15 protein-coding genes and 1 tRNA gene are annotated in these 20,677 nt (G+C 59.3%); 12 read left to right on the top strand and 4 right to left on the bottom strand.

Annotation, left to right across the window (positions count from 1 at the left end; translation table 11 throughout):
- Nucleotides 1–27: 27 nt before the first annotated feature.
- On the bottom strand, nucleotides 28–2,226 hold the full coding sequence (locus AU381_RS14885; RefSeq protein WP_064242511.1) for a helix-turn-helix domain-containing protein: 2,199 nt from the start codon (nucleotides 2,224–2,226) through the stop codon (nucleotides 28–30).
- Nucleotides 2,227–2,646: 420 nt separating this feature from the next.
- On the opposite strand from AU381_RS14885, the gene AU381_RS14880 reads away from it, so the two are divergent.
- From AU381_RS14880 to AU381_RS14860, 5 genes are all read left to right on the top strand, one after another.
- On the top strand, nucleotides 2,647–5,364 hold the full coding sequence (locus AU381_RS14880) for an ATP-binding domain-containing protein (RefSeq protein ID WP_064242510.1): 2,718 nt from the start codon (nucleotides 2,647–2,649) through the stop codon (nucleotides 5,362–5,364).
- 63 nt (nucleotides 5,365–5,427) lie between these two features.
- Nucleotides 5,428–6,495, top strand: coding sequence for a hypothetical protein (locus tag AU381_RS14875; protein ID WP_156528608.1), 1,068 nt, complete (start codon nucleotides 5,428–5,430; stop codon nucleotides 6,493–6,495).
- Nucleotides 6,496–6,611: 116 nt separating this feature from the next.
- The gene (locus tag AU381_RS14870) at nucleotides 6,612–8,987 is read left to right on the top strand and encodes a phospholipase D-like domain-containing protein (RefSeq protein WP_064242508.1); all 2,376 of its coding nucleotides are present in this window, start codon (nucleotides 6,612–6,614) and stop codon (nucleotides 8,985–8,987) included.
- Entirely contained in the window at nucleotides 8,968–10,515 is a 1,548-nt protein-coding gene (locus tag AU381_RS14865; RefSeq protein ID WP_064242507.1) for a hypothetical protein, read from the top strand. Before AU381_RS14870 ends, AU381_RS14865 begins: the two co-directional genes overlap by 20 nt.
- A 542-nt stretch (nucleotides 10,516–11,057) precedes the next feature.
- Nucleotides 11,058–11,873 carry a reverse transcriptase domain-containing protein gene (locus AU381_RS14860; RefSeq protein WP_064242506.1) on the top strand — a complete coding sequence of 272 codons (816 nt, stop codon included), beginning with the start codon at nucleotides 11,058–11,060 and terminating at the stop codon, nucleotides 11,871–11,873.
- On the opposite strand, the gene AU381_RS14855 is transcribed toward AU381_RS14860, so the two are convergent.
- The 3 genes from AU381_RS14855 to AU381_RS14845 all read right to left on the bottom strand — a co-directional run bounded on the left by AU381_RS14855 (nucleotide 11,866) and on the right by AU381_RS14845 (nucleotide 14,683).
- Entirely contained in the window at nucleotides 11,866–12,477 is a 612-nt protein-coding gene (locus AU381_RS14855) for a hypothetical protein (RefSeq protein WP_064242505.1), read from the bottom strand. The two genes, AU381_RS14860 and AU381_RS14855, sit on opposite strands and share 8 nt — an antisense overlap.
- 143 nt (nucleotides 12,478–12,620) lie before the next feature.
- A complete protein-coding gene (locus tag AU381_RS14850) occupies nucleotides 12,621–13,964 on the bottom strand; it encodes a site-specific integrase (protein ID WP_206743867.1) in 1,344 nt (447 codons plus the stop codon).
- A gap of 629 nt (nucleotides 13,965–14,593) precedes the next feature.
- Nucleotides 14,594–14,683, bottom strand: a tRNA-Ser gene (locus AU381_RS14845).
- A gap of 299 nt (nucleotides 14,684–14,982) precedes the next feature.
- Between AU381_RS14845 and rplU the strand changes: the two genes are divergently transcribed.
- The 7 genes from rplU to AU381_RS14810 all read left to right on the top strand — a co-directional run bounded on the left by rplU (nucleotide 14,983) and on the right by AU381_RS14810 (nucleotide 20,654).
- Nucleotides 14,983–15,357 (top strand): 50S ribosomal protein L21, encoded by a 375-nt coding sequence (gene rplU, locus AU381_RS14840; protein WP_064242503.1) that lies wholly within the window; start codon nucleotides 14,983–14,985, stop codon nucleotides 15,355–15,357.
- A 33-nt stretch (nucleotides 15,358–15,390) separates the two neighbouring features.
- Complete coding sequence (gene rpmA / locus AU381_RS14835) at nucleotides 15,391–15,660, top strand: 50S ribosomal protein L27 (protein ID WP_012709652.1); 270 nt, start codon at nucleotides 15,391–15,393, stop codon at nucleotides 15,658–15,660.
- Nucleotides 15,661–15,791: 131 nt separating this feature from the next.
- Nucleotides 15,792–16,424, top strand: coding sequence for a GNAT family N-acetyltransferase (locus AU381_RS14830; RefSeq protein WP_064242502.1), 633 nt, complete (start codon nucleotides 15,792–15,794; stop codon nucleotides 16,422–16,424).
- The gene (locus AU381_RS14825) at nucleotides 16,421–17,005 is read left to right on the top strand and encodes a GNAT family N-acetyltransferase (RefSeq protein ID WP_064242501.1); all 585 of its coding nucleotides are present in this window, start codon (nucleotides 16,421–16,423) and stop codon (nucleotides 17,003–17,005) included. Before AU381_RS14830 ends, AU381_RS14825 begins: the two co-directional genes overlap by 4 nt.
- A gap of 179 nt (nucleotides 17,006–17,184) precedes the next feature.
- A complete protein-coding gene (gene obgE, locus AU381_RS14820; RefSeq protein ID WP_064242500.1) occupies nucleotides 17,185–18,195 on the top strand; it encodes a GTPase ObgE in 1,011 nt (336 codons plus the stop codon).
- Between the two features lies 1 nt (nucleotide 18,196).
- Nucleotides 18,197–19,378, top strand: a complete 1,182-nt coding sequence (gene proB, locus AU381_RS14815; protein ID WP_064242499.1) for a glutamate 5-kinase — start codon at nucleotides 18,197–18,199, stop codon at nucleotides 19,376–19,378.
- Nucleotides 19,371–20,654, top strand: coding sequence for a glutamate-5-semialdehyde dehydrogenase (locus tag AU381_RS14810; RefSeq protein WP_064242498.1), 1,284 nt, complete (start codon nucleotides 19,371–19,373; stop codon nucleotides 20,652–20,654). Before proB ends, AU381_RS14810 begins: the two co-directional genes overlap by 8 nt.
- Nucleotides 20,655–20,677: the final 23 nt, after the last annotated feature.

Here is a 20,677-nt window from a genome sequence, read left to right as displayed (position 1 = left end):
CGCATGATAGGGGTGAGCGGGCGAGGCTTAGGCTGATGCTCTACCTGGGAAGGCGATTACATTATCCGAACTTGGACCGGCTTCGGGGGCGCTCTCTTCTGCTAGGCGAAGCAACGGGGCAATCACTGTTTTCTCCCAGAGGCTATTGATCATGTCTTCCAGGGTGCTTTTCAAGCCCGTCTGCGTCGTGAACCAGTCCTCAAGCCGTTGTGCAACTCGCCCTTTAAAACCCGGGCCCGCACCCCACTCTGCCGCACAAGACGCCCACGCTGATGACTGGGAAAGGGGCTCCCGATAGACCTCGATGCCACCGCGTTGAGCCGCTTCCAAGAAAGCCCTCTTGGAGGCAATCGCACTTGCGGATATTTGTTCGATTGATTTCGCAGCCAAAGCCAAGTCGCCATCGGCCTTCATAGCATTTAAGAAGGCATCAAGTGCGCCGAACCACACATCGCTCCTGAGCTTAGCATCGCGGGCCGCGCCGACACCGATAAGGTGATGAATGTTGAGGCCGATATACTCGCCGTTTCGACGTGTAGCTGCCCAAAGTGTCGAGGCATATCTTACCCCACGAATGGTGCTCAAGGCATCGACATGTGCAAGGCGTTCTCTTGCGCCCAGACGCCGATTGCCTGCAAGAAAGGTGTTAAGCCGGCTGGCTACCTCCTCGATTGCAGCGTTGATGGCCTGGGCTTCGTGGTTCTCGATGATCTCTTCTGCTGCGGCGCAGAGATCGAAAAGTCGAGACTCTACCGTCTTACGCATACGACTTAACTGGGCACCAATATCAGCCCTTACGTCTGTCGCGCCATCGTTCTCAACATTAAAGAAGAAAATGGGAACACCAGCCGAGTCGTCCGCAGTAAGCTCAGAAGTAACCTGAATCCGCTTGAACTCGTAGCCTTCTGGATCAGTCAGGGCTTGCTCTCCCATGTCGTCCTTCATTGCCCGAGCTTCACCTGAACGAGGCAGGGCAAGGATAGACACCTTGCCAGTGTCAAATCGCTCGGAAAAAGTTTGCCGCATGTGCTGGAGCAAGACCCTTGAACTTGTGCCCGGGGCATCATTAAACCTAGAGCAGAACACGACCGTCGTCCGTGGGTCCTTTAAGCGCTGATCAAGGTCTTCGCGCACTGCCACATCATCGACGCCTTTCGTGTCGATAACCGAAATGTCCATTTCCCCAAACGTCTTCCCAAAGTTTGGTATTAAAAGATCGATACTCTTCGGAAGCGGCACATCGCGCAGGCGACCATTGTTGACGGCCTTGAAGGTCTCAGTAACCCATTCCATTGGATGCTTTCGAGTTGAGCTATCATACCAGAGCTCGCGACGAGACCGTTCGTCCAAGTTCATCAGTCCCAGAACCCGGGTACGGAATTCTTCCTCGGAACCACACGACTTGGCGAGGTCCTGTACGGGGTCGTAATAGACGATCTTTCCGTCCACGGTCTCCCGCTTTCGAGTAAGGGCGGCCATGTTCCGGATGGCGCGTTCGGCTTCTCGGCTAACGTTAACCGCATCGGTGCCGTCGCCCTGTTCTTTCATGTAGGTCGACCACTTTGCAGCGCAGAAGTCGCCAACCAATTCACGAAGTTCTCCGTCGGACATGGGTAGAAGGGCGAGACCGAATTCAGGTCCAGCCTTAATGTGAACTTCGCAAATAGTCGTGCCGCCAGCGCCGGTTTCCAAAACTGGACGGTTGATCGACGTCTCGGCCATCGATGGCGGAACAAGAAGATCGAAGAGGAAGCTGATCGCTGTCGACTTGCCGACACCCATGTCGCCGATAAATGCGATGTTGTGTTTGAGGTTTGATAGAAATGTTGCAGCACGTGCTAAGGATTCGCGCTGTCGTTCGATCTGTCTCCTAAGTGGCCACGGTCGCTCTTCATTGCCGAGAAAGACCGTGATCTTCTCTAAGGTTTCTTCAGTGATCTCCAAGCAAGCCCGTTCAGGGTTCCAGAATGAAGGTGGTTGGATGTGGACCCATTCTCGCCCGACATATTGCTTGAACTGTTCCGCTGCTGCGCTTCCGCAACCGATCAGGGCATCGAGAACTTTCTCGATGTCGGCCTCCTGGGAGACTTCACCCTTTTCGATCCTAGATATTCGACTTTGATCAAGTCCCGATTTTTCCGCCAAGGCTGACTGGGTGATTCCGAGTTCTCCGCGTAGGCGCGATATAACGTTTCCTGCCTCATGAATCTGGGTGTATTCAGTCATGGCATCCTCTAGTGCTGATTTGATGCTGCATATATGCGGAATGAATGCGATTATGTCAAGTGGTAGGTTGTGTTCTGAGACGGTTGACAGATTTTAAGTGCAAGGAGGCAGGCTTAAAGTGCATCCTTGGACCGCCGTTGCGGGCTGTCTTCCAAGTGCCGTCGACGTATATGATGATGAGTGTTTGCAGAGTGTCTCAAGGTTAATGGAGCGCGGAATTCTCACCACCCGAACTGATCCGGGCCTTGCACATCATTCCTTGAGCGGGATGCTATCTTACTCCCAGCACTTCGACCATGGCGGCCGGCAACTTCTCCTTGTTCTACGAAAGTGAAACAAGACTGTTTACAGACCGTGCGATATTCTGGAAATATGCAAAAAATTTAAGCGCTTATTGTTCGCCGGGGGGCATAACTCAGGATGGAAGATAGCAAGCCGATCATAGAAAATGCGGCGCGGACATCTCTCGACTGCATGGAGAAGATTGCAGGTAAGGTGGAGGCGGAAGCAGAGGTGCCAACACTTGAGGCGGCCGGACAGTTCGCTGTCGTCAATTCCTTCACGACGCCCAACCAGGTCGAACAATATGCGAAAGTGCGTCGTGAAACCGCGGCTTCACTTGGGCGACTTCGCAAAGAGCCACTTCTAGCTCGAGTCGATTTTGAGGATGAAGATGGCAAGCCTGACGCGATTTTCATAGCACCGGTCGCACCACCGGCGGAACTTGGCGGGCCACGTGTTGCCAGCCTCAATTCCCCGGTCGGTAGGATTGCATCGAGAAAGCCGGGTGCTGAATACACCCTCAAGATCGGCGGGCGCGAACAGGATGTCCTGATTACCGCCATCACGAAACTATATCCGGAGAAGCGCGCGAAGGAGTGGGATTCGGTCAATAGCCAGATCAGCCTGCGGGGTGACACTCGTACCATCCCTTCGCTGTTACGCTATCTCAAGAGTGGGACATCAGGCCCACAGCCCGCTGAAGAGCAAGAAGACATCCTGGCCCGAATCCTCGCGACAGCTGAGCAGGAGTCCCTTGTGATTCCAGGCATTGTCCGGCCCGAGGTCGACGGCGTCACGTTGCGCCAGCAGCGCATTGTCGACGAGTACCAGGATGAAATCTTCCGTATGCCGATCAACCGGAGGCTGTTTCTCTCCGGCCCACCCGGAACCGGCAAGACCACGACATTGATCCGCAGGTTAGGCCAGAAAGTTGATCTCAGCGAAGACGTGCTCACTGACACGGAGCGTGCCGCAATTCAGCGGGTTGGCGACCTCACCGACCATCCAAGGAGCTGGATGCTCTTTTCGCCGACGGAGCTTCTCAAGCAATACGTCAAGGAGAACTTTGCTCGGGAGGGCGTCCCGGCATCCGAGGAGAACATCAAGACATGGAGCCAATATCGGGTCGAGGTGGCGCGTAACTATCTCGGGCTTTTGAACACGACCAATCGTAAGGGTCTATTCGTCCTGGCCGAGCATAGGCCTGATTACCTGGCTGACCGGTGCGGATCATCGGAGGACGCGGCCTGGTACGACGCATTTCTCGCGCACTTCTGGGGTGCCGTGAGTGCGGACTTCGCGTCCGAAGCCGAGGCCTTGGCTCGTTCCCCCGATCTCAACGTTGCAATGGTCGGAGCCCGGGTTGTTAGTGTCTTATCAACTCATAGACGTGGACTCGACGGGCGCGTAATCGTCGATCTGGGCAGACTTAGCGAGGAAATCAAAGAGACGGTTTCCAGTCTTCAAGTAGCCTTTGCTAAGGTGTCTGATGGTTTGCTCAACAGAACTTTGCATGCTGACGTTGAGTTCCTTAGCAAATTCGGAAAGATTTCAGCCGACTTGCGCAGGGCCTCGCAGGAGGAGACCGATGACGAGGACGCCGATGAAATCTTCGATGGGGATGAAGACGAAGAGCTTTCGCATTCATCATCTCAGCCTATCCGCGTTGCCTATGCACGCTACGCACAGCTTCTAAGAACGCTCGCCAACGCGCGGTCGAACGGCAAGAAGCCCGGTCCGAATAGCTATGCCGGCAAGCTTGCTGCATGGCTAGGGGACGGTCGGCTCCCAAATGATGAGCAGATGAAACAACTTGCACAGATTGCGCGATCGCAGCGCAGGTTGCGCAAGTTCTTGAGGCCTGACCGTCTCATCATGCGCTCGATCATACCGAAGTTCCGGAATTTCAGAGCGGACGAGGCGTCTTCACGCGACTGGTACACGCAGGCTCCGTCGTCTGCGTCGTTGATTGCTTGGCAAGAGCTCGATGTACTGATGTTGGCGACGATGCGGATCGGAGCGGAAGTCAGCAGCAACCTCGCTCGTATTTCGGACAGCGAACCGCCGAGTCGCGGCATCTTGGCTGACATCAGGACGCTCTACCGCAATCAAATTCTCGTCGACGAAGTCACCGACTTCTCTCTCATCCAACTTGCTCTCATGCACGAGCTTGCACATCCGAGCCTGCACTCATTCTTCGTATGCGGTGATTTCAACCAGCGCTTGACGGAGTGGGGTATAACATCTGACCGCGATTTCGATTGGATCAGCAAAAGCTTCGAGCGACGTTCCGTATCAATCTCTTATCGCCAGACGCGCAAGTTGGTGGAGCTCGCGAGCGCCGTAACTGCGCTTGATGGGGCAACCCAGGAAGTGACACTGCCGGACTTCAACGACATCGATGGCGTTGCTCCTGTATGGGGAGAGGAGCTCAACACCATTGAGGTGAAAGCTCGTTGGCTGCGGACACGTATCGGAGAAATCGAAGCTCGGGATAACCGGCTGCCATCGATCGCTGTGTTGGTAAATAGCGAAGAGGACGTCGAGCCGTTGGCGCTCGAACTCAACAAGATACTGCGCGACATCAACTACAGTGCCGAGGCGTGCAAGGATGGCAAGTCGATCGGGAGTGAAAAGACTATAAGGGTTTTCGATATTCAGCACATTAAGGGATTAGAGTTTCAAGCGGCATTCTTCATGGATATGGATAGCCTCATCCAGAAGAAGCCTACTTTGTTCAACAAATACCTTTATGTGGGCGCAACGCGAGCGGCTACATATTTCGGTCTTACCTTTACCGGCAAGGTTCCTTCAGAAATGGTCCCGATGGCAGAGCACTTCCTTACGCGTTGGTGACCGCCTGAAGCCAACGGATCAGGGCTAATGGAGCAAGATTTTTGATGCGGAGGGGGAAGCTCAATGGCTGAAGCATCGGAGACAACGATGGATTCCTTGCGCTCCACCTTCACCATCCATTTCGATGTGCCCGGCCACGAGATACCGTTATCGACGTTTGTTCGTACCGCTGAAGACACCGCAGCGATCGTGGCGTCCCTCAACAAGCTACTTTTCGAGGGGCAGCTCAAGTACGAAATTCTAGTTCTGCCTCCTGAACATGGCTCCTTCAAGAGCCGCATTGGACTGGCCATTTTGGCAGGATGGGGAGCCGTTTGGTCCTTTACTGAAAGCGACATCGGCCAAGCTTTTGTCGAGGGCCTCACGGCGCACCCCCCTGCATACTGGGCCAGGCAGCTCGGCGAAGGCATAAGGGATCAACTCGCGGCCGCCCCTGACGACAGCTCGCCAGAAGAGGAAGACGGACAAGAAGGCGAAAGCGTTGATGATTCCGACGAAATTAGATGTCGCTTCAGCGGAGCGATTGTTATCGAGGCGACAAAATCCTTTCTTCAAAGTGATACGGACCGTCTTGAGAAGGCTGGAATTACCATTTCTCGATTTAGAGAGGCGTATGCCGCTCGAAACGACTTTTACAACACCTGCGCCGAATTGCCCGATCTGCGCGCTATCGGGTTCGAGGATGAGCCCGTATTTCCTATATCTCGAAGCGATTTTTTCCACCTTCAAGTGGCGCTTCCGCCGGCCCCCGATGATGCCGATGAGCCCTGGACGGTAGGCATTGTTGATCTGAAGGTGACGTCTCCAAATTGGGACAGAGAGGATCGTCAGCGTTTTTGGAAGGGCAAGGATGGAAAAGGCCGAGAAAGGCTTTTCCGGATCGAAGATGAGCATTTCTGGGTGCTCGTGAAGGCTGAGCGTTTGAGCATCCACATCATCGATACAATCAAAGTACAGTGGGCTTTTCAAGGAAAGGCAGGTTCACCAAAGAACATTAGGGTCCTGATGGTGCTCGAATTCAACGGAGAAATTCTGTCCGAGGCACTTGATAAAAATGCTCTGAATGCCATCCTCGGAGCGTTCTCAAAAATTGAAGATACTCAAGGCGATCTTTTTAATGACTACTCTTGATAAACGCGACCGCATGAGTAATCTCAACACTGCTACTGATATGCAAGGGGAAATTATTTCCCCCAGTGATACAGCAGCTCGATCGTCAATAGCATCAGTCTTTGCGACGGCGAATTATGGCTTATAGGCCGGAAGAACTCGCAGGGGCGCGTCCGTGGAAGCTTGCCGCATTCACGACCTACGCTCTCAGCCTGTCCTTCTTTGAATCCATCGTCCTCGATCGTCTGGTTCGCGGCAGGACGCAGGAAGCCCTCATCCTCGCTGATGCCGAAGGCGTGAGGGCCGCCCTATCCGAACAAGGGGCACAGCGTGTGGGGCGCGACTATGAGGTAGAGCCAGTCGCGATGACGGGCGGCGTATTCCATCCGAAGGTTTCCTTCTTCCATGATGGGTCTGAGGCCCATCTACTCGTCGGGTCGGGCAATTTGACCTTCAGCGGTTGGGGCAGGAACCTCGAACTCGTGGAACATCTTCATCCCTCGTTCGCGGGCGACGCGTTCGAGGACGCGGCGGACTTCTTCGATGCGCTGGCCAGCCAGCCGACGGCCGCCCACGGTGCCCAGGACCGCTGCCTGCAGATTGCGGCAAGGTTGCGCGGTGCGGCGTCGGTCGGAATGAAAAATGGCTCATTCCGACTTCTCCATAGTCTTGGGCAAAGGATTGGCGACAGGATCGAGGAACTCGCGGACGGACTGGGAGGCGCGACCCGCCTTGCCGCTGCAGCTCCGTTTTGGGACGGCGGACAGGCCGTTACGACGCTCTGCAGGGCGCTGAAACTTGAATGCGCGCACGTTCACGCGCACCCGCACGGAGCCGTCCAGGGTAGCGTCGGCGACTGCTGGCCGCGGAACGCGGAGATCGAGATCGTACCAGTGGAGGCCTCCGAGTTCGCGAATGAACGAAGGCCGTTGCATGCCAAGGCATTTGAGATCGAATGCAGGCGGGGCAGGATCGTTGTCTCCGGAAGCGCGAACGGCACGCGCGCGGCGCTCTATGGGGGCAACGTTGAAGCCTGTGTTGCTCGTATCCAGTTGGAACCAACCGCCTCATGGACGCTGGAGCCGTCCTCGGCACTGCCCCCTCTCGCCCCGAGGGAAGACGAAGGCGAGTCAGACGAGTGCGCGAATCGTGGAGTGCTTCGAGCCGATGTCGCCGGCGACACGGTCAGCGGGCGCGTTCTTTCGCCTCTAATACACGGAGATGCCGTGCTGTCCAAAGTCTCGGTTGATGGGGTCGCACGCCTGTGTGATGTGACGCTGCAACCGGATGGATCGTTTCGTGCTTTGGTGCCTGGACTTGAGGCGCAAGCCCTGCGTGGTGGCCGTCTGGTCGTTCGCGTGACAAGCGAAGACGGGGAAGCGGAAGGATTCGCCTCGCTCTCGGCTGTGACAGGCCTTCGGAGGATCGCAGGCAAGGCCGCCTCGAGTCTGTTCGCGATCCTCTCTGGAACGGAAACGCCGGAGGACGTGCGCGTCCTCATGGAATGGGCTCACAATAACGCCGTCATGTTGGCCAGGTCGTCCGCAGCCGGCGCTCGAAAGATTCCTGTTGTCGCCGACCGTCCCTCTCCACTTGCGAAATCCGATCTCTGGAATGCGGCAGCGCCAGATAGCAAACCGGGTTCCGGGCAGGAAGGCGGCGATCCGGGGTGGATGCGATTCTTGGATGCTTTAATGCATGCTCTCCGAGAGAGGCGCGGACCGCTCGGCCGCGATGAGCACGAAGACGGCAGTGAGGTCAAGAAGCCCGCTAATGGGAACACAAACAAGGAAGACCCGACTGCCGTCGCCACACGAATCCTCGACGATGTGATCAACCTGCTGCTCCCGAGCGGTTCATCGTCTACGTCGGCGCTACGGGCGCTCGACTTGGCAGCGTACGCCTGTGACCGGCTTGGTGACGTGGTGTCCCGCGAGAAGGCGATGTCGTGGCTCAAGCGGTCGGTAGGCGCGATACTCGCCGACGGCGTGCCCCCTGAGCGTATGGCCGACGTTGCCTCAGCCGCGATGGCGCTTTCGGGAACCCGCCCGGATCGGGAAGAAGCGCGTTCGGCAAGGGAACGGATATTGAGAGTGGGGATTCCGCTCAAGGGAGAGCCGCCGGACGTGGTTTTCGCCAAGCCGTTTTTGGAGCGCATGTACGAAGAGGGCGACTACTTGGAAGCCTGGGAAGCAGTGCGTGACGTGACGACATGGCGGGAGCAGGCGCGCCGCTACGTCGACGCCCTCCATGCGGGATCGCCCGGAGACGGTTACGACGAATTGTTGGCGAAAGTGCCTCACGAAGCCGGCGTGCTCGAGGCCGGATTGAAGTCCGAGAACGCACGGAAGAGGATCGTGGTTCTGCAGAAATGGTCCTCCACCTGCTGCAGCATGCGGCTCCCCAAGCTCGAAGAAACCAAGCTAAGGCAGTACGGTGTGGCGCGGGCCGTGAATTGCTGCCAGAAGGCACTCATATGGCCGAAGGCTTCCGATGGCGAAGAACGCGCTTGAAACGTTGATCGAAACCGCTGCGGCCGCGACGGGACCTATGGCGGTGGACGAGCCGAGAGCGGAAGGTTCGTCGATCGATCCATGCGGCCTTCGCGAAACCAACTTCGACATGATGAACGAGGTTTGTGACGGCCTGAACAACGTCGCTCGGCACATCCGTCCGTTCACGCTGGTCGCATGGGCGTGGCGGCGGGCGCTACGGATTGCGGAGCAGCGGGGAGCAGCCCTCAACGACGTCGAGGATTTAGAGAAGTTCGTCGCCCGGTGCGAGACCGTGTTCGCCTGGTCTTGCTTTCTCGATGACAGAAACGCTGACATTCCGGGCGCTCAGGCCCTCGCTCCGTTCCTGAGCCAGGGATCGTACCGCTTCAGTGGGTCCCATTGGGAGAGCTTCAGAAAGATAAGACGCAACTCGACGGGTTTCTCGGCTCCCGCCAACTACGGCCCCGGGTTGCGGTCCCTCGGCTGGACGCTGCGAAACGCGGCGAACGCTCGCGCCCTTGTCCCCAGCCCAGATGCAGCCGCGGCAATCGATGCCTTTGAAGCCCGGCTGGGCGACAGGCTAAGCCATCCAGTCTTCAACACTTTCGGAGAGGCCGAAGTCACGACGGAAGATGTGTCGGCCTGGGCAGCCGCGTGGAAGCTCGACGCGCTTACGTATGAGGAGCGCGTCCATATGCGCAGAGCGCTGACGGGCGATCTCGCTACAAGGACCCGGGCCGAGGGCGTCGGTCTTTTGCTGAGTGCAGCCGGGCAACTTGCGCACTGTGATCCTGCCGGGGCAGAAGGCGTGATCTCCGTACGCAATGCCGCCGCAGGGGAAGTCGCGGAATTTGCCGTCCCAGAAAGGTTTGAGGCCGCGGCCGTGAAGTGGCGTCGTCTTCAGGTCCGACAGCTTTTTCGCTTCGCCCTTGAGGCCTTGCTCGCATGGGCCGTGGATAGGCTCTCCGATGGCCCGAGGGGGAGCGAGCAGCTCACCACCGCCTTCCTGAGGGAGGCGGGCATCGACCCGACCGAAAACGCTGGGACAGCATGGTTGGGAGCGACCTCGCCGTCCGGCTCACTTTCCCAAGCATCCGACTCGATTGCTGACACGCTTCAGGTGCGCGGAAGGGCAGGCTTGGGCGCGGCTATCGCGCGGGCACTGGCGATCTGCGTTGCGAACGCGCCGGAGGAGGGCAGCAGCTTCGACCGGGAGGACCGCCTTCCTTTGCGCCGGGCGGCCCAACAGGCCATTGCAAGGGCGTCCCTGCCCTCCCGCGAACTCGCGAGACACGTTATCGAGACATGGGTGCTAGCGCAGCATGTCTACTGGGCGGTGGGCAGGGGACTGCAGGATGCGCGCGGCAGTGGCAAGCGCATTTTGAGGCTCAAGGTAGTTATGGAAGAGGGCGGGTGGCAAGCGCTACCTGGAGCGGGACTTTCACCGCAGCCGACGCCAGACCGTATTCGCACTGCGCTAAAGCTTGCAGAAGAGGCACAACTTATCAGTTTACCGACCGGGCTCGCCGCTTCCGGTGTTCGGTAAAGCTTCTGGACTTGCCGAATCCCAAACGTCCCGATTTTGTAAGGTCGGCCGGGATATTGCATGCATCGGGAAAGCGCGAGGATGAACTCAGATTGGCATTTTCCCTCATCGCTGCATTCATCGTGGCCGTAGTTGTAATCGCCGTGATGACGTTTTGATAACCACAGACCACGACGCTGGAAGTGGTAGATTTGGTCGGAGGCAAAAAATGTTTGTGGCCGACGCTTGCAACCGGTTGAAAACGCAACTCGAAGAAAATAGATGTAGATCGATTTCAGCAATAGGCTGCGGCTCACGGCTCCACTGATAGTCGACCCTCGGGTTGTCCTGATGTACGAGCTTCGGGAATATCCTATTCTCTCAGTTGACGACTCCATGGTTAAAAACATGGGTTGCAGTTTGCTGAAGTCTCGCAATGGAGGATTCGCCCATGAATAAATTTCAAAAGCGTCTCGACCTTGCTGTAGCAGCTCTAACTGCATTGTATTTGTCTATTGAGACTATCAATGTTGCTCTGGAACTGTTCAGCAAGGTTGTCAACTATGCCCGTAATGTTCGAAAACTTCCTGTATTCTTACTGGAAAAACGGCAAGCCGATCTATGCGCCTAATCCGTTCTCGGAAAAGCTTGGTGCAGACATAAAGCGCCAAGTGAACAAGGCCTATCAATTCGACAATTTTATTTATCATTTTAAAGACGGCTCGCATGTCGTCGCGCTGCACAAGCACCGCACCAACAAATTCTTCTGTCGTATCGACATTTCTCGTTTCTTCTACAGCGTTCAGCGAAACCGCCTGAAGCGTGTCCTCAAAGACGTCGGAATCTTCCGAGCCGAGTATTATGCCAAGTGGTCCACGGTAAAAAATCCATTCGCCGGTGGGGGCTACGTATTGCCGTATGGCTTCGTGCAATCGCCCATTCTTGCAACGCTCGTGCTGGCGAAATCTCCTATCGGCGAATACCTGCGCGGCCTCGACCCCTCCATCACAGCGTCCGTCTACATGGATGATATCTGCCTGTCTGGACCCGATCAGGCCGCATTGCAAGTTGCGTTCGAAGGGCTGCTCCAAGCTGTGGAGGAAGCGGGGTTCACCCTCAATGACGAGAAGACTCGTCCGCCTGCTGAGCAGATTGATATTTTCAATTGCAGCCTTGAGAATGGCGATACAAGGGTGCTGCCGGAAAGGATCGACGATTTTTACTCGGTGGATCGATCGCAGGCAAGCGAGGAGGGGTTCGAGGTCTATTGCGACATCGTGAAATCGCACACATGGCGCATCGGTGCGCGCAAGAAGCGGCGTCGGCTTTATTTCCGCACCAAGCCCAAAGCAAAGCCTGCGCCGGCAGCGACTACCTAACCTTTCCTCCCGTCAGCATTCCCAGCGCAAAGCCAATGATCGTGGAGATCGTCTTCTCCGCGAAGGCCTTCTTTGTCTTGTCCTGCGTGAAACAGTACATAAGGCAGAACACGACCAGCACGAACGCGACGAGCCCGAGTATCAGGTAAAGGAATATGCCGGGCGATGGATCACGTTCAGCCGCCGCCTTGGTGCTTGGCTCCTGAGCATTTGCCACCGTAACTAGGCTCGGCAGAGAGTATGCAAATTTTTCGATGTATGATGCTGACTGTAAAACGGATTGCGCGCCAATGACATCGGCTCTTAGCCGCCCGACCAACGATGCCGCCTCTGGGTTCGAAGCGACGATCTTTTCCAGCCGTTCCAAGTTGTAGTTCGACGTTTCAAGCGTACCGAGAAGGCGCTCGTAATCTCCGCCGGTGATCTGCCAGACCTTCACCTGATCTTGCGGGTATATCCGATGCCAGAGTTCCAAAGCCGATGTGCTTACTCCGGCAGCAAGAATGGCAATCAGCGCAGATGAAGTCATCACGCGAAACAGCGTGTAGAAGCGCTGACGCGGGGTATCAGCTGGGTCTCGGGTTTGCGATTCGTGGTTGGTCATGTGGAAGCCCCCATTGCGCCTTCTGAGTGCACGGATTCTGAGGCGTTTGAAAGTATGTCGCACCACTTTTCCGTGAATATGTAGGAGTTCGGCGCTGGGATGCGAAGTGACGACCACGGATAGCGGTAATCGTGCCAAGTCTGTTACTGGGCTGCAGGTCTTCGCCCAAAAGTCCGTTTTGCCGCCGCGAGCTTATCGAAATCCAACCCGCGGAACATGGAGAAATCGATCTCGGGATTGAGCTTCAGATTGGCAATCTCGCGCGCACGCTTCTCCGTCAGTGATCGGAACCCGTAGAGATCGTGCTCGTCGTCGCCGAGCTCATGCCCCACCTGGAGCTTGCGATCCCGCTTCTCGACATTCTGGTCGCTGGATTCGGAAATATACCCGCCCCTCAGCGAGTGGAACACTTCTCCCCGAGCTTCCTTGATCCCGGCCTTGTTGAACAGGCGGGCCATGTAGGACGAGGCGCTCTTGCTCGGATCGGCAAGTTTGATCAGCCCGCGGAAGAGAAACTGATCTCCCTGCGCCTGCGCCCACTGTACAAAGCCGATGTCGGTGAGGAAGTTGTGCAGGACAAAGAACGAAGCGCTCGCGTCGGTCTTGATCGGCACGCGTTTCCAGACGCCGCCATCCTGAACAATGCCCGTGGTTTGCGCCACCCATACGCCTTTGTATTTCTCGCGAAAGTCTCGTCCCTGAAGGTGGATGAGCAGGCCGAGCCGTCGTCCGGTGAGGAAGCCAAGCAATGGCAGCATGGCATTGTCGAGCAGCCCCGATTGCACGCCCGTCTCGAACAGCTTTTGGGTCTTGTGGTAGCCAAGCGGCTCGGTTGGAATCTTTGCTCGTGCTGTGTCCGGATAGGCAAGCCTGGCTCCAGCAAACGGGCTTTTGTATTCGTATTCCACCATGCCGGAATTGATGGCCGCCTTGACCACTGCCATGTAACCCTCCTCGAGGGTTTTGCGGGCGAGGGTTTCGAACCGATAATCCTGGTTGGAAGCAATGATCTCCCGGGCGGAGAGATGTTCGGCACGAGGCTTCTGTTTCGCCGGCCAGTATTTCATCAGGTCGATAAACGCCTGCAAATCGGTCGCGGTATAGGTGTCGACGGGGTGATCGCCGATCAGTTCCGCGAACAGGTTGAGCCGGGTTTCAGCAATGGCGATGTCCTTGTTCTCGCCGGATTTCGATGATTTCCGGAGCGCCAGGTATTTGGAGGCGATCTCGCTGAAACGGGGTTTGGTTGACAGCGGCCGCTCGACCGTGCGCCGATCCAGCTTGAAGGCGGGCGTGGCTGAGCTGGTGATCAGGCGTGCTGCCGATGCCTGAACCTTCTGCGTGGCAGGAGGAGCCACTTCGGGCAGAGGCACTTGGGGCAACTCGACGGACGTATAAAGCCGCTCGGTGAGCTTGACCGGTTCGGCAGGCCTCTCGTGCTTGGCAACATGGCTCGCGGCCAACATCTCGGCATTGTCGGCGATCATGTCGTCGTGCGGCCGATCTTCCTGCCTTGCCCTGACTTCCTTGCCGATCCGCACGAGCCCCTTCATCAACGCAAGCCCCCTCGCCTCTTCGGGCGTCGGCTCGCGAGCGGGCTCGCGCAGATCATAAAGGCCGCCCTTGAGAACAAGGCTGGTTAGGTCGTAGGGCCAATCGTCGTCGGCAAGCGTGTCGTCGGGATCGATGCCGAGGAGATCGGCAATTCGCGATGCTTGGTTTCCGGCCATTCTCTTGTCGATCTCCCTGAATGCCTGGCGCGCAAGCACGGCGAGCGCATCGGCGATTTCTCTCGCATCCTGAAGAGCAAGCGCGCCCAGACTGACGCGGACCGGGCGCGCGCTCGCGCCGCCGATCCGTTTCGGCAATCTGATCTGAAAGAGATAAATGCCGCCGCTTCTCACCAGATAGCGTCCGGAGGATCGCTTTTTAAGCTTGCGATTCCGTTTCTTCGCGGAAATGATTTCCGCGTCGTCGGGCGATACATGAGACGATACCGGGCGCGATACATTGCGCGGGTTTTTCATGGCGGAGGACCCTTTGCCGGGCTGCTCGCTCAGAAAACCTGCGGGGAAACCAAGAACTTAGCGGTAATTGGCGGAGAGTGGAAATCCGCTGGCGGAGAGGGGGGGATTCGAACCCCCGATGGGCTTGCACCCATGCCGCATTTCGAGTGCGGTGCATTCAACCACTCTGCCACCTCTCCGCGAGGCCGGTTGGCGCTATTGAGCGCGGCCGGTTCATAGCGGCAGTTTCGGCCGCTGGCAAGGGGCAGAAAGAAGAATATCTTCAATACGGTGCCTTTCGCCTTGACAAGGAAGGGCGACTCCCGTAATCCGCGCCGTGAGGTGGTGTGGGCTGCGCCTACGCCGCGCCGGGCATGAATTTGCCCGTTCACTGGTGGGGGTCAAGGGTTTCCGTGGCGCTCCGCTCAACCTGAACGACTGACAAAAAGACGGCCTTGCCTTCGGGCAAAGAGCCGGACCGAACATGAAAGGATAAAATATGTTCGCAGTCATCAAGACCGGCGGTAAGCAGTACCGCGTGGCGGCCAACGACGTCATCACCATCGAAAAGCTGGAAGGCGTTGCTGGCGACAAGATTGAATTCACCGAGATCCTGATGGTCGGCGTCGGCGCCGATGCGACCATCGGCGCTCCGTTTGTCGAAGGTGCCGTCGTCAGCGCCGAGGTCGTGGACCAGGGCCGCGCCAAGAAGGTCATCGCCTTCAAGAAGCGCCGCCGCCAGAACTCCAAGCGCTCGCGCGGCCATCGCCAGCATCAGACGACCGTCCGCATCCTGGACGTCGCGGCCGCCGGCGGCAAGGCGAAGAAGGCTTCGAAGAAGACCGAAGCCGCCGCTGAAGAAGCTGCAAACTGAGTTCCGGGATCGAAGGTTTAAAGGAGAACACCAATGGCACACAAGAAAGCTGGCGGTTCGTCGCGCAACGGTCGCGATTCTGAGTCCAAGCGCCTTGGCGTGAAGAAGTTCGGCGGCGAAGCCGTCATTGCAGGTAACATCATCGTGCGCCAGCGCGGCACGAAGTGGCATGCGGGCGCCAATGTCGGCCTCGGCAAGGATCATACGATTTTTGCGCTTACGGCCGGCAACGTGGACTTCCGTACGAAGGCCAACGGCCGAGTCTACGTGTCTGTAATGCCGAAAGCCGAAGCAGCGGAATAAGCCGGTAGCGCTCTAAAACAGCCGGCGTCGCATCGACCCGGCTGACGCACCCGCAAGGTTCCAAAGCCAGACTTCAAAGGGGAGATGGGGCAATACCCAACTCCCCTTTTCGCATGTCTGGAGGAAGAACCATGCAAACCGAGCTCTTGAGGGAAGACCAATCCCGGTCTCCCGAACAAAGGCTGAGGCCTCAACGGTCAAGGACCGACTGCCCGATATTGTTATCGCCCCGGCTCGTTTTGCGCGCGCCACATGAAGACGATATCGACGCCCTTGCCCATCTTGCCAACAACGCCAACATCGCCACCATGGTCTCGCGCATGCCGCACCCGTACACCACGGCGGATGCGGCCGATTTCGTGCGACGCGCGAAAGCCGGCACGATTGGCAAGTGCGTCTACGCGATCACGAAAGCGGACAATGGCGCATTCCTCGGCTGCTGCGGGATCGAGCCGCATGCCGACCAAAGGACGGTCGAGCTCGGCTATTGGCTCGGCGAGCCCTATTGGAACCAGGGCTATGCCACCGAAGCGGTGCAGGCGCTGACCGACATGGCCTTCCGCACCCGCGACATCGACCAGATCGATGCGCGTTGCCGCGTCATGAACATGGCCTCGCGCCGCGTCATCCAGAAGTGCGGCTTCCAGTTCCAGGGCTCCGGCATGGTCGACAGCCTGGCCCTCGGCGGCACCGTCGCCGTCGAATGGTACAGGCTCGACCGCAAGACCTGGGTTTCGCTGAGAAGCTGGGGAGGCATGCGATGAACGCGCTCGTCACCGAACGGGCGCAGATCGTCGCAAAGCGCGATCCCGGCCCCTGCCCGGTCATCGAAACGGAGCGGCTCAGGCTCCGCCCGCACCGCCTCTCCGATGCGGCCGCGATCGCCGAATCGCTCGGCGATTTCCGGGTGGCGCGCATGCTGGCGCGGGTGCCGGCGCCTTATGACCAGCAGGACGCGCTCGACTGGCTGAACCGCCAGGCTGCGAACGTGCTGCCGGATTGGACGCTCGCCGTCACGTCCGGCGACGACGTCCATATCGGCTGCGTCGGCATCGAGCTCAGGCAGGGCGAGTGGCATGTCGGTTATTGGATGAACCGCTTCTACTGGGGCAAGGGCCTGGCGAGCGAGGCGATCCATACCGCGGTCGAACGGTTCTTCCGCCGCATGCCGGATGCCGTGCTGCATTCTGGAGTCTTTGCCGACAACCCGGCCTCGCTCAAGGTGCAGGAGAAGCTCGGTTTCCGGATCACCGGCTGCAGCCAGATCTTTGCGCGCGCCCGCAATTCCATGGTGGCGCATATCGAAACGCGGCTGACGGCCGAAGACCTGCGCCGACCCGCCTGAAAGATCGAAGCCCGCCGGGACCCTGTCTCGGCGGGGTTCTTTTGCGATAGTCTTTGACCTCTGCCGGAACCGCCTATATCGATGGCGGCGAATGCTGGACGGGGTGAACTTGGGATGCGCGGTCTTCCACCTGCATCCGGCCCTTTTGACAAGCCGAACACGCAAGAAATGGCGAGCCGATGAAATTCCTCGATGAAGCGAAAGTTTATATCCGGTCCGGAGATGGCGGCGCAGGCGCCGTCTCCTTCCACCGCGAGAAATTCATCGAGTTCGGCGGGCCGGACGGCGGCGACGGCGGCCGCGGCGGCGACGTGTGGGTGGAGGCGGTGAACGGCCTCAATACCCTGATCGACTTCCGCTACCAGCAGCACTTCAAGGGCAAGACCGGCGTCCACGGCATGGGCCGCAACCGCACCGGGGCGAAGGGCGCCGACGTGACGCTGAAGGTGCCGGTCGGCACTCAAATCTTCGAGGAGGACAATGAGACGCTGATCGTCGACATGGTCGCAGAGGGCCAGCGCTACCGGCTTGCCGCCGGCGGCAATGGCGGCTTCGGCAACGCCCACTTCAAGTCGTCGACCAACCAGGCGCCGAACTGGGCCAATCCCGGCCTCGAGGGCGAGGAGAAGACGATTTGGCTGCGGTTGAAGCTGATTGCCGATGCCGGCCTTGTCGGCCTGCCGAATGCCGGCAAGTCGACCTTTCTCGCCGCCTGCACCCGCGCCCGACCGAAGATCGCCAACTATCCCTTCACGACGCTCCACCCCAATCTCGGCGTTGCCACGGTCGACGGACGGGAGTTCATCATCGCCGACATTCCCGGGCTGATCGAGGGCGCCCATGAGGGCGTCGGCATCGGCGACCGTTTCCTCGGCCATGTCGAGCGCACCCGCGTGCTGCTGCATCTGGTCTCCGCACAGGAGGAGGATGTCGCCAAGGCCTATACGACGGTGCGGCACGAGCTCGATGCCTATGGCGGCGGGCTTGAAGGAAAGCCGCAGATCGTCGCGTTGGCGCAGATCGACGTGCTCGACGAGGCGGAATTGAAGGCAAAATCGAAAGCGCTTGCCAAGGCCTGCGGTGCGCCGCCGCTTCTCATTTCGGCCGTCACCAACAGGGGCATGACCGAGGCGCTGAGGGCGCTGCGCGATGTCATTTCCGCCGCCAAGGCCGGCGAGGAGCAAGCTTGACATGGCCGCAACCCGCAAACCGCTCGAGAAACACCGCCGGATCGTCATCAAGATCGGCTCCGCCCTGCTCGTCGACCGCAAGAGCGGACTGAAGAAGAGCTGGCTCGACGCCATGTGCGCCGATATCGCTGCGCTGAAAGCGAAGGGCGTCGAGGTGCTGGTTGTCTCCTCGGGCGCCATCGCGCTCGGCCGCACCGTGCTTAGCCTGCCGGCCGGCGCCTTGAAACTCGAGGAAAGCCAGGCGGCCGCCGCAGTCGGCCAGATCGCCCTGGCGCGCGCCTGGTCGGAAAGCCTCTCGGCCGATCAGATCATCGCCGGCCAAATCCTCTTGACCCTCGGCGACACGGAGGAGCGCCGCCGCTATCTGAATGCGCGCGCCACGATCAACCAGTTGCTGAAGCTCGGCTCGGTGCCGATCATCAACGAGAACGACACGGTCGCGACCACCGAGATCCGCTATGGCGACAACGACCGGCTTGCCGCCCGCGTGGCGACGATGGTCGGCGCCGACCTGCTGGTGCTGCTGTCAGACATCGACGGCCTCTATACCGCCCCGCCGCACGTCGATCCGGAGGCCCGCTTCCTCGAGACGATCGCCGAAATCACGCCGGAGATCGAGGCAATGGCCGGAGGTGCCGCCTCGGAGCTTTCGCGCGGCGGCATGCGCACCAAGCTCGATGCCGGCAAGATTGCTACCACCGCCGGCTGCGCGATGATCATTGCATCCGGAAAGCCGGAGCATCCGCTGAAAACGATCGAGGTGGGGGCCCGCTCCTCCTGGTTCGCGCCCTCCGGCTCGCCGGTGACGGCGCGCAAAACCTGGATCGCCGGGCAGCTTCTGCCAGCCGGTTCGATCGCGATCGACGCCGGCGCCGAGACTGCGCTGCGCTCCGGCAAGAGCCTGCTGCCGGCCGGCGTCCGGCAGGTGACGGGAACGTTCAGCCGCGGCGACACGATCGCGATCCTCGGCAGTTCCGGCCGCGAGATCGCCCGCGGCCTTGCCGGCTACGACGCCGACGAAGCGCGCCAGATCGCCGGCAAGAAATCCGCCGAGATCGCCGCGATCCTTGGCTATGCCGGCCGCACCGCCATGGTGCATCGCGACGATATGGTCATGACGGCCTCCTCCGGCGCACGGACCGGGGAGGAAAAGGATGAGAAGAAGGGCAAGCTCCATGCCTGATGCGGTTGAAAACGGCAAGGATGTCAACGCGATGATGCTGGAGATCGGCCGTCGTGCCAAGGCGGCCGCCCGGCCGCTCGCGATCGCCAGCGCCGAGCGTAAGCATGCGGCGCTGATCGCCATGGCGGAGGCGATCGTCGCGAAAAGCGGTGAGATCCTCGCCGCCAATGCGGTCGATCTCGGAAACGCTCAAGAAAGCGGCGTCGCCAAATCGTTCATCGATCGCCTGACGCTGACGGATGGGCGCATCCGCGATATGGCCGACGGCATCCGCGCAATCGCCGCGCTCCGGGATCCGGTCGGCGATGTCATCGCCGAATGGGATCGGCCGAACGGGCTGCACATCGAGCGGGTGCGCACGCCGCTCGGCGTCATCGGGGTGATCTATGAGAGCCGCCCCAACGTCACGGCGGATGCCGGTGCGCTCTGCCTCAAGGCCGGCAACGCCGTGATCCTGCGCGGCGGCTCCGATAGTTTCCATTCGTCAGGGGCGATCCATGCCTGCCTCGTCGAGGGGCTGAAGGCGGCGGGCCTGCCGGAGGACGCGATCCAGATGGTGCCGGTCGCCGACCGCGCCGCCGTCGGCGCCATGCTTTCGGGGCTTGACGGCGCGATCGACGTGATCGTGCCGCGCGGCGGAAAGAGCCTTGTCGCTCGCGTGCAGAATGAGGCCCGCGTGCCGGTCTTCGCGCATCTCGAAGGGCTCTGCCACATCTATGTCGACGCCTCGGCCGATCTCGACATGGCGGCAAAAGTCGTCGTCAACGCCAAGATGCGCCGCACCGGCATCTGCGGCGCCGCCGAGACGCTGCTGATCGATCGCAACGCCGCCGACCGGCTGGCAAGACCGCTGCTCCAGGGCCTCCTCGGCGCCGGCTGCGAAGTGCGCGTCTCCGAGGAACTGCAAGGCCTGCTTCCCGGCCTGAAGGCGGCAAGCGAAGAGGACTGGGCGACCGAGTACCTGGACGCGATCATCTCGGCGAAGCTCGTCGACGGCATTTCCGGCGCCATCGAGCACATCAACACCTGGTCTTCGGCCCATACCGAAGCGGTGATCGCCGAGGATCCAAAGGTCGTCGAGCGCTTCTTCACGGAAATCGACTCGGCGATCCTGCTCCACAACGCCTCGACGCAATTTGCCGACGGCGGCGAGTTCGGCATGGGCGGCGAGATCGGCATTGCCACCGGCAAGATGCATGCCCGCGGTCCGGTTGGCGTCGAGCAGCTCACTTCGTTCAAATATCGCGTGCGCGGCACGGGACAGGTGCGGCCCTGACGACGCCTGCCGATGTGAAGCCC

The sequence above is a fragment of the Sinorhizobium glycinis genome (assembly GCF_001651865.1).
Taxonomy (GTDB): domain Bacteria; phylum Pseudomonadota; class Alphaproteobacteria; order Rhizobiales; family Rhizobiaceae; genus Sinorhizobium; species Sinorhizobium glycinis.
This window is presented reverse-complemented; position numbering and strand designations above follow the sequence as displayed.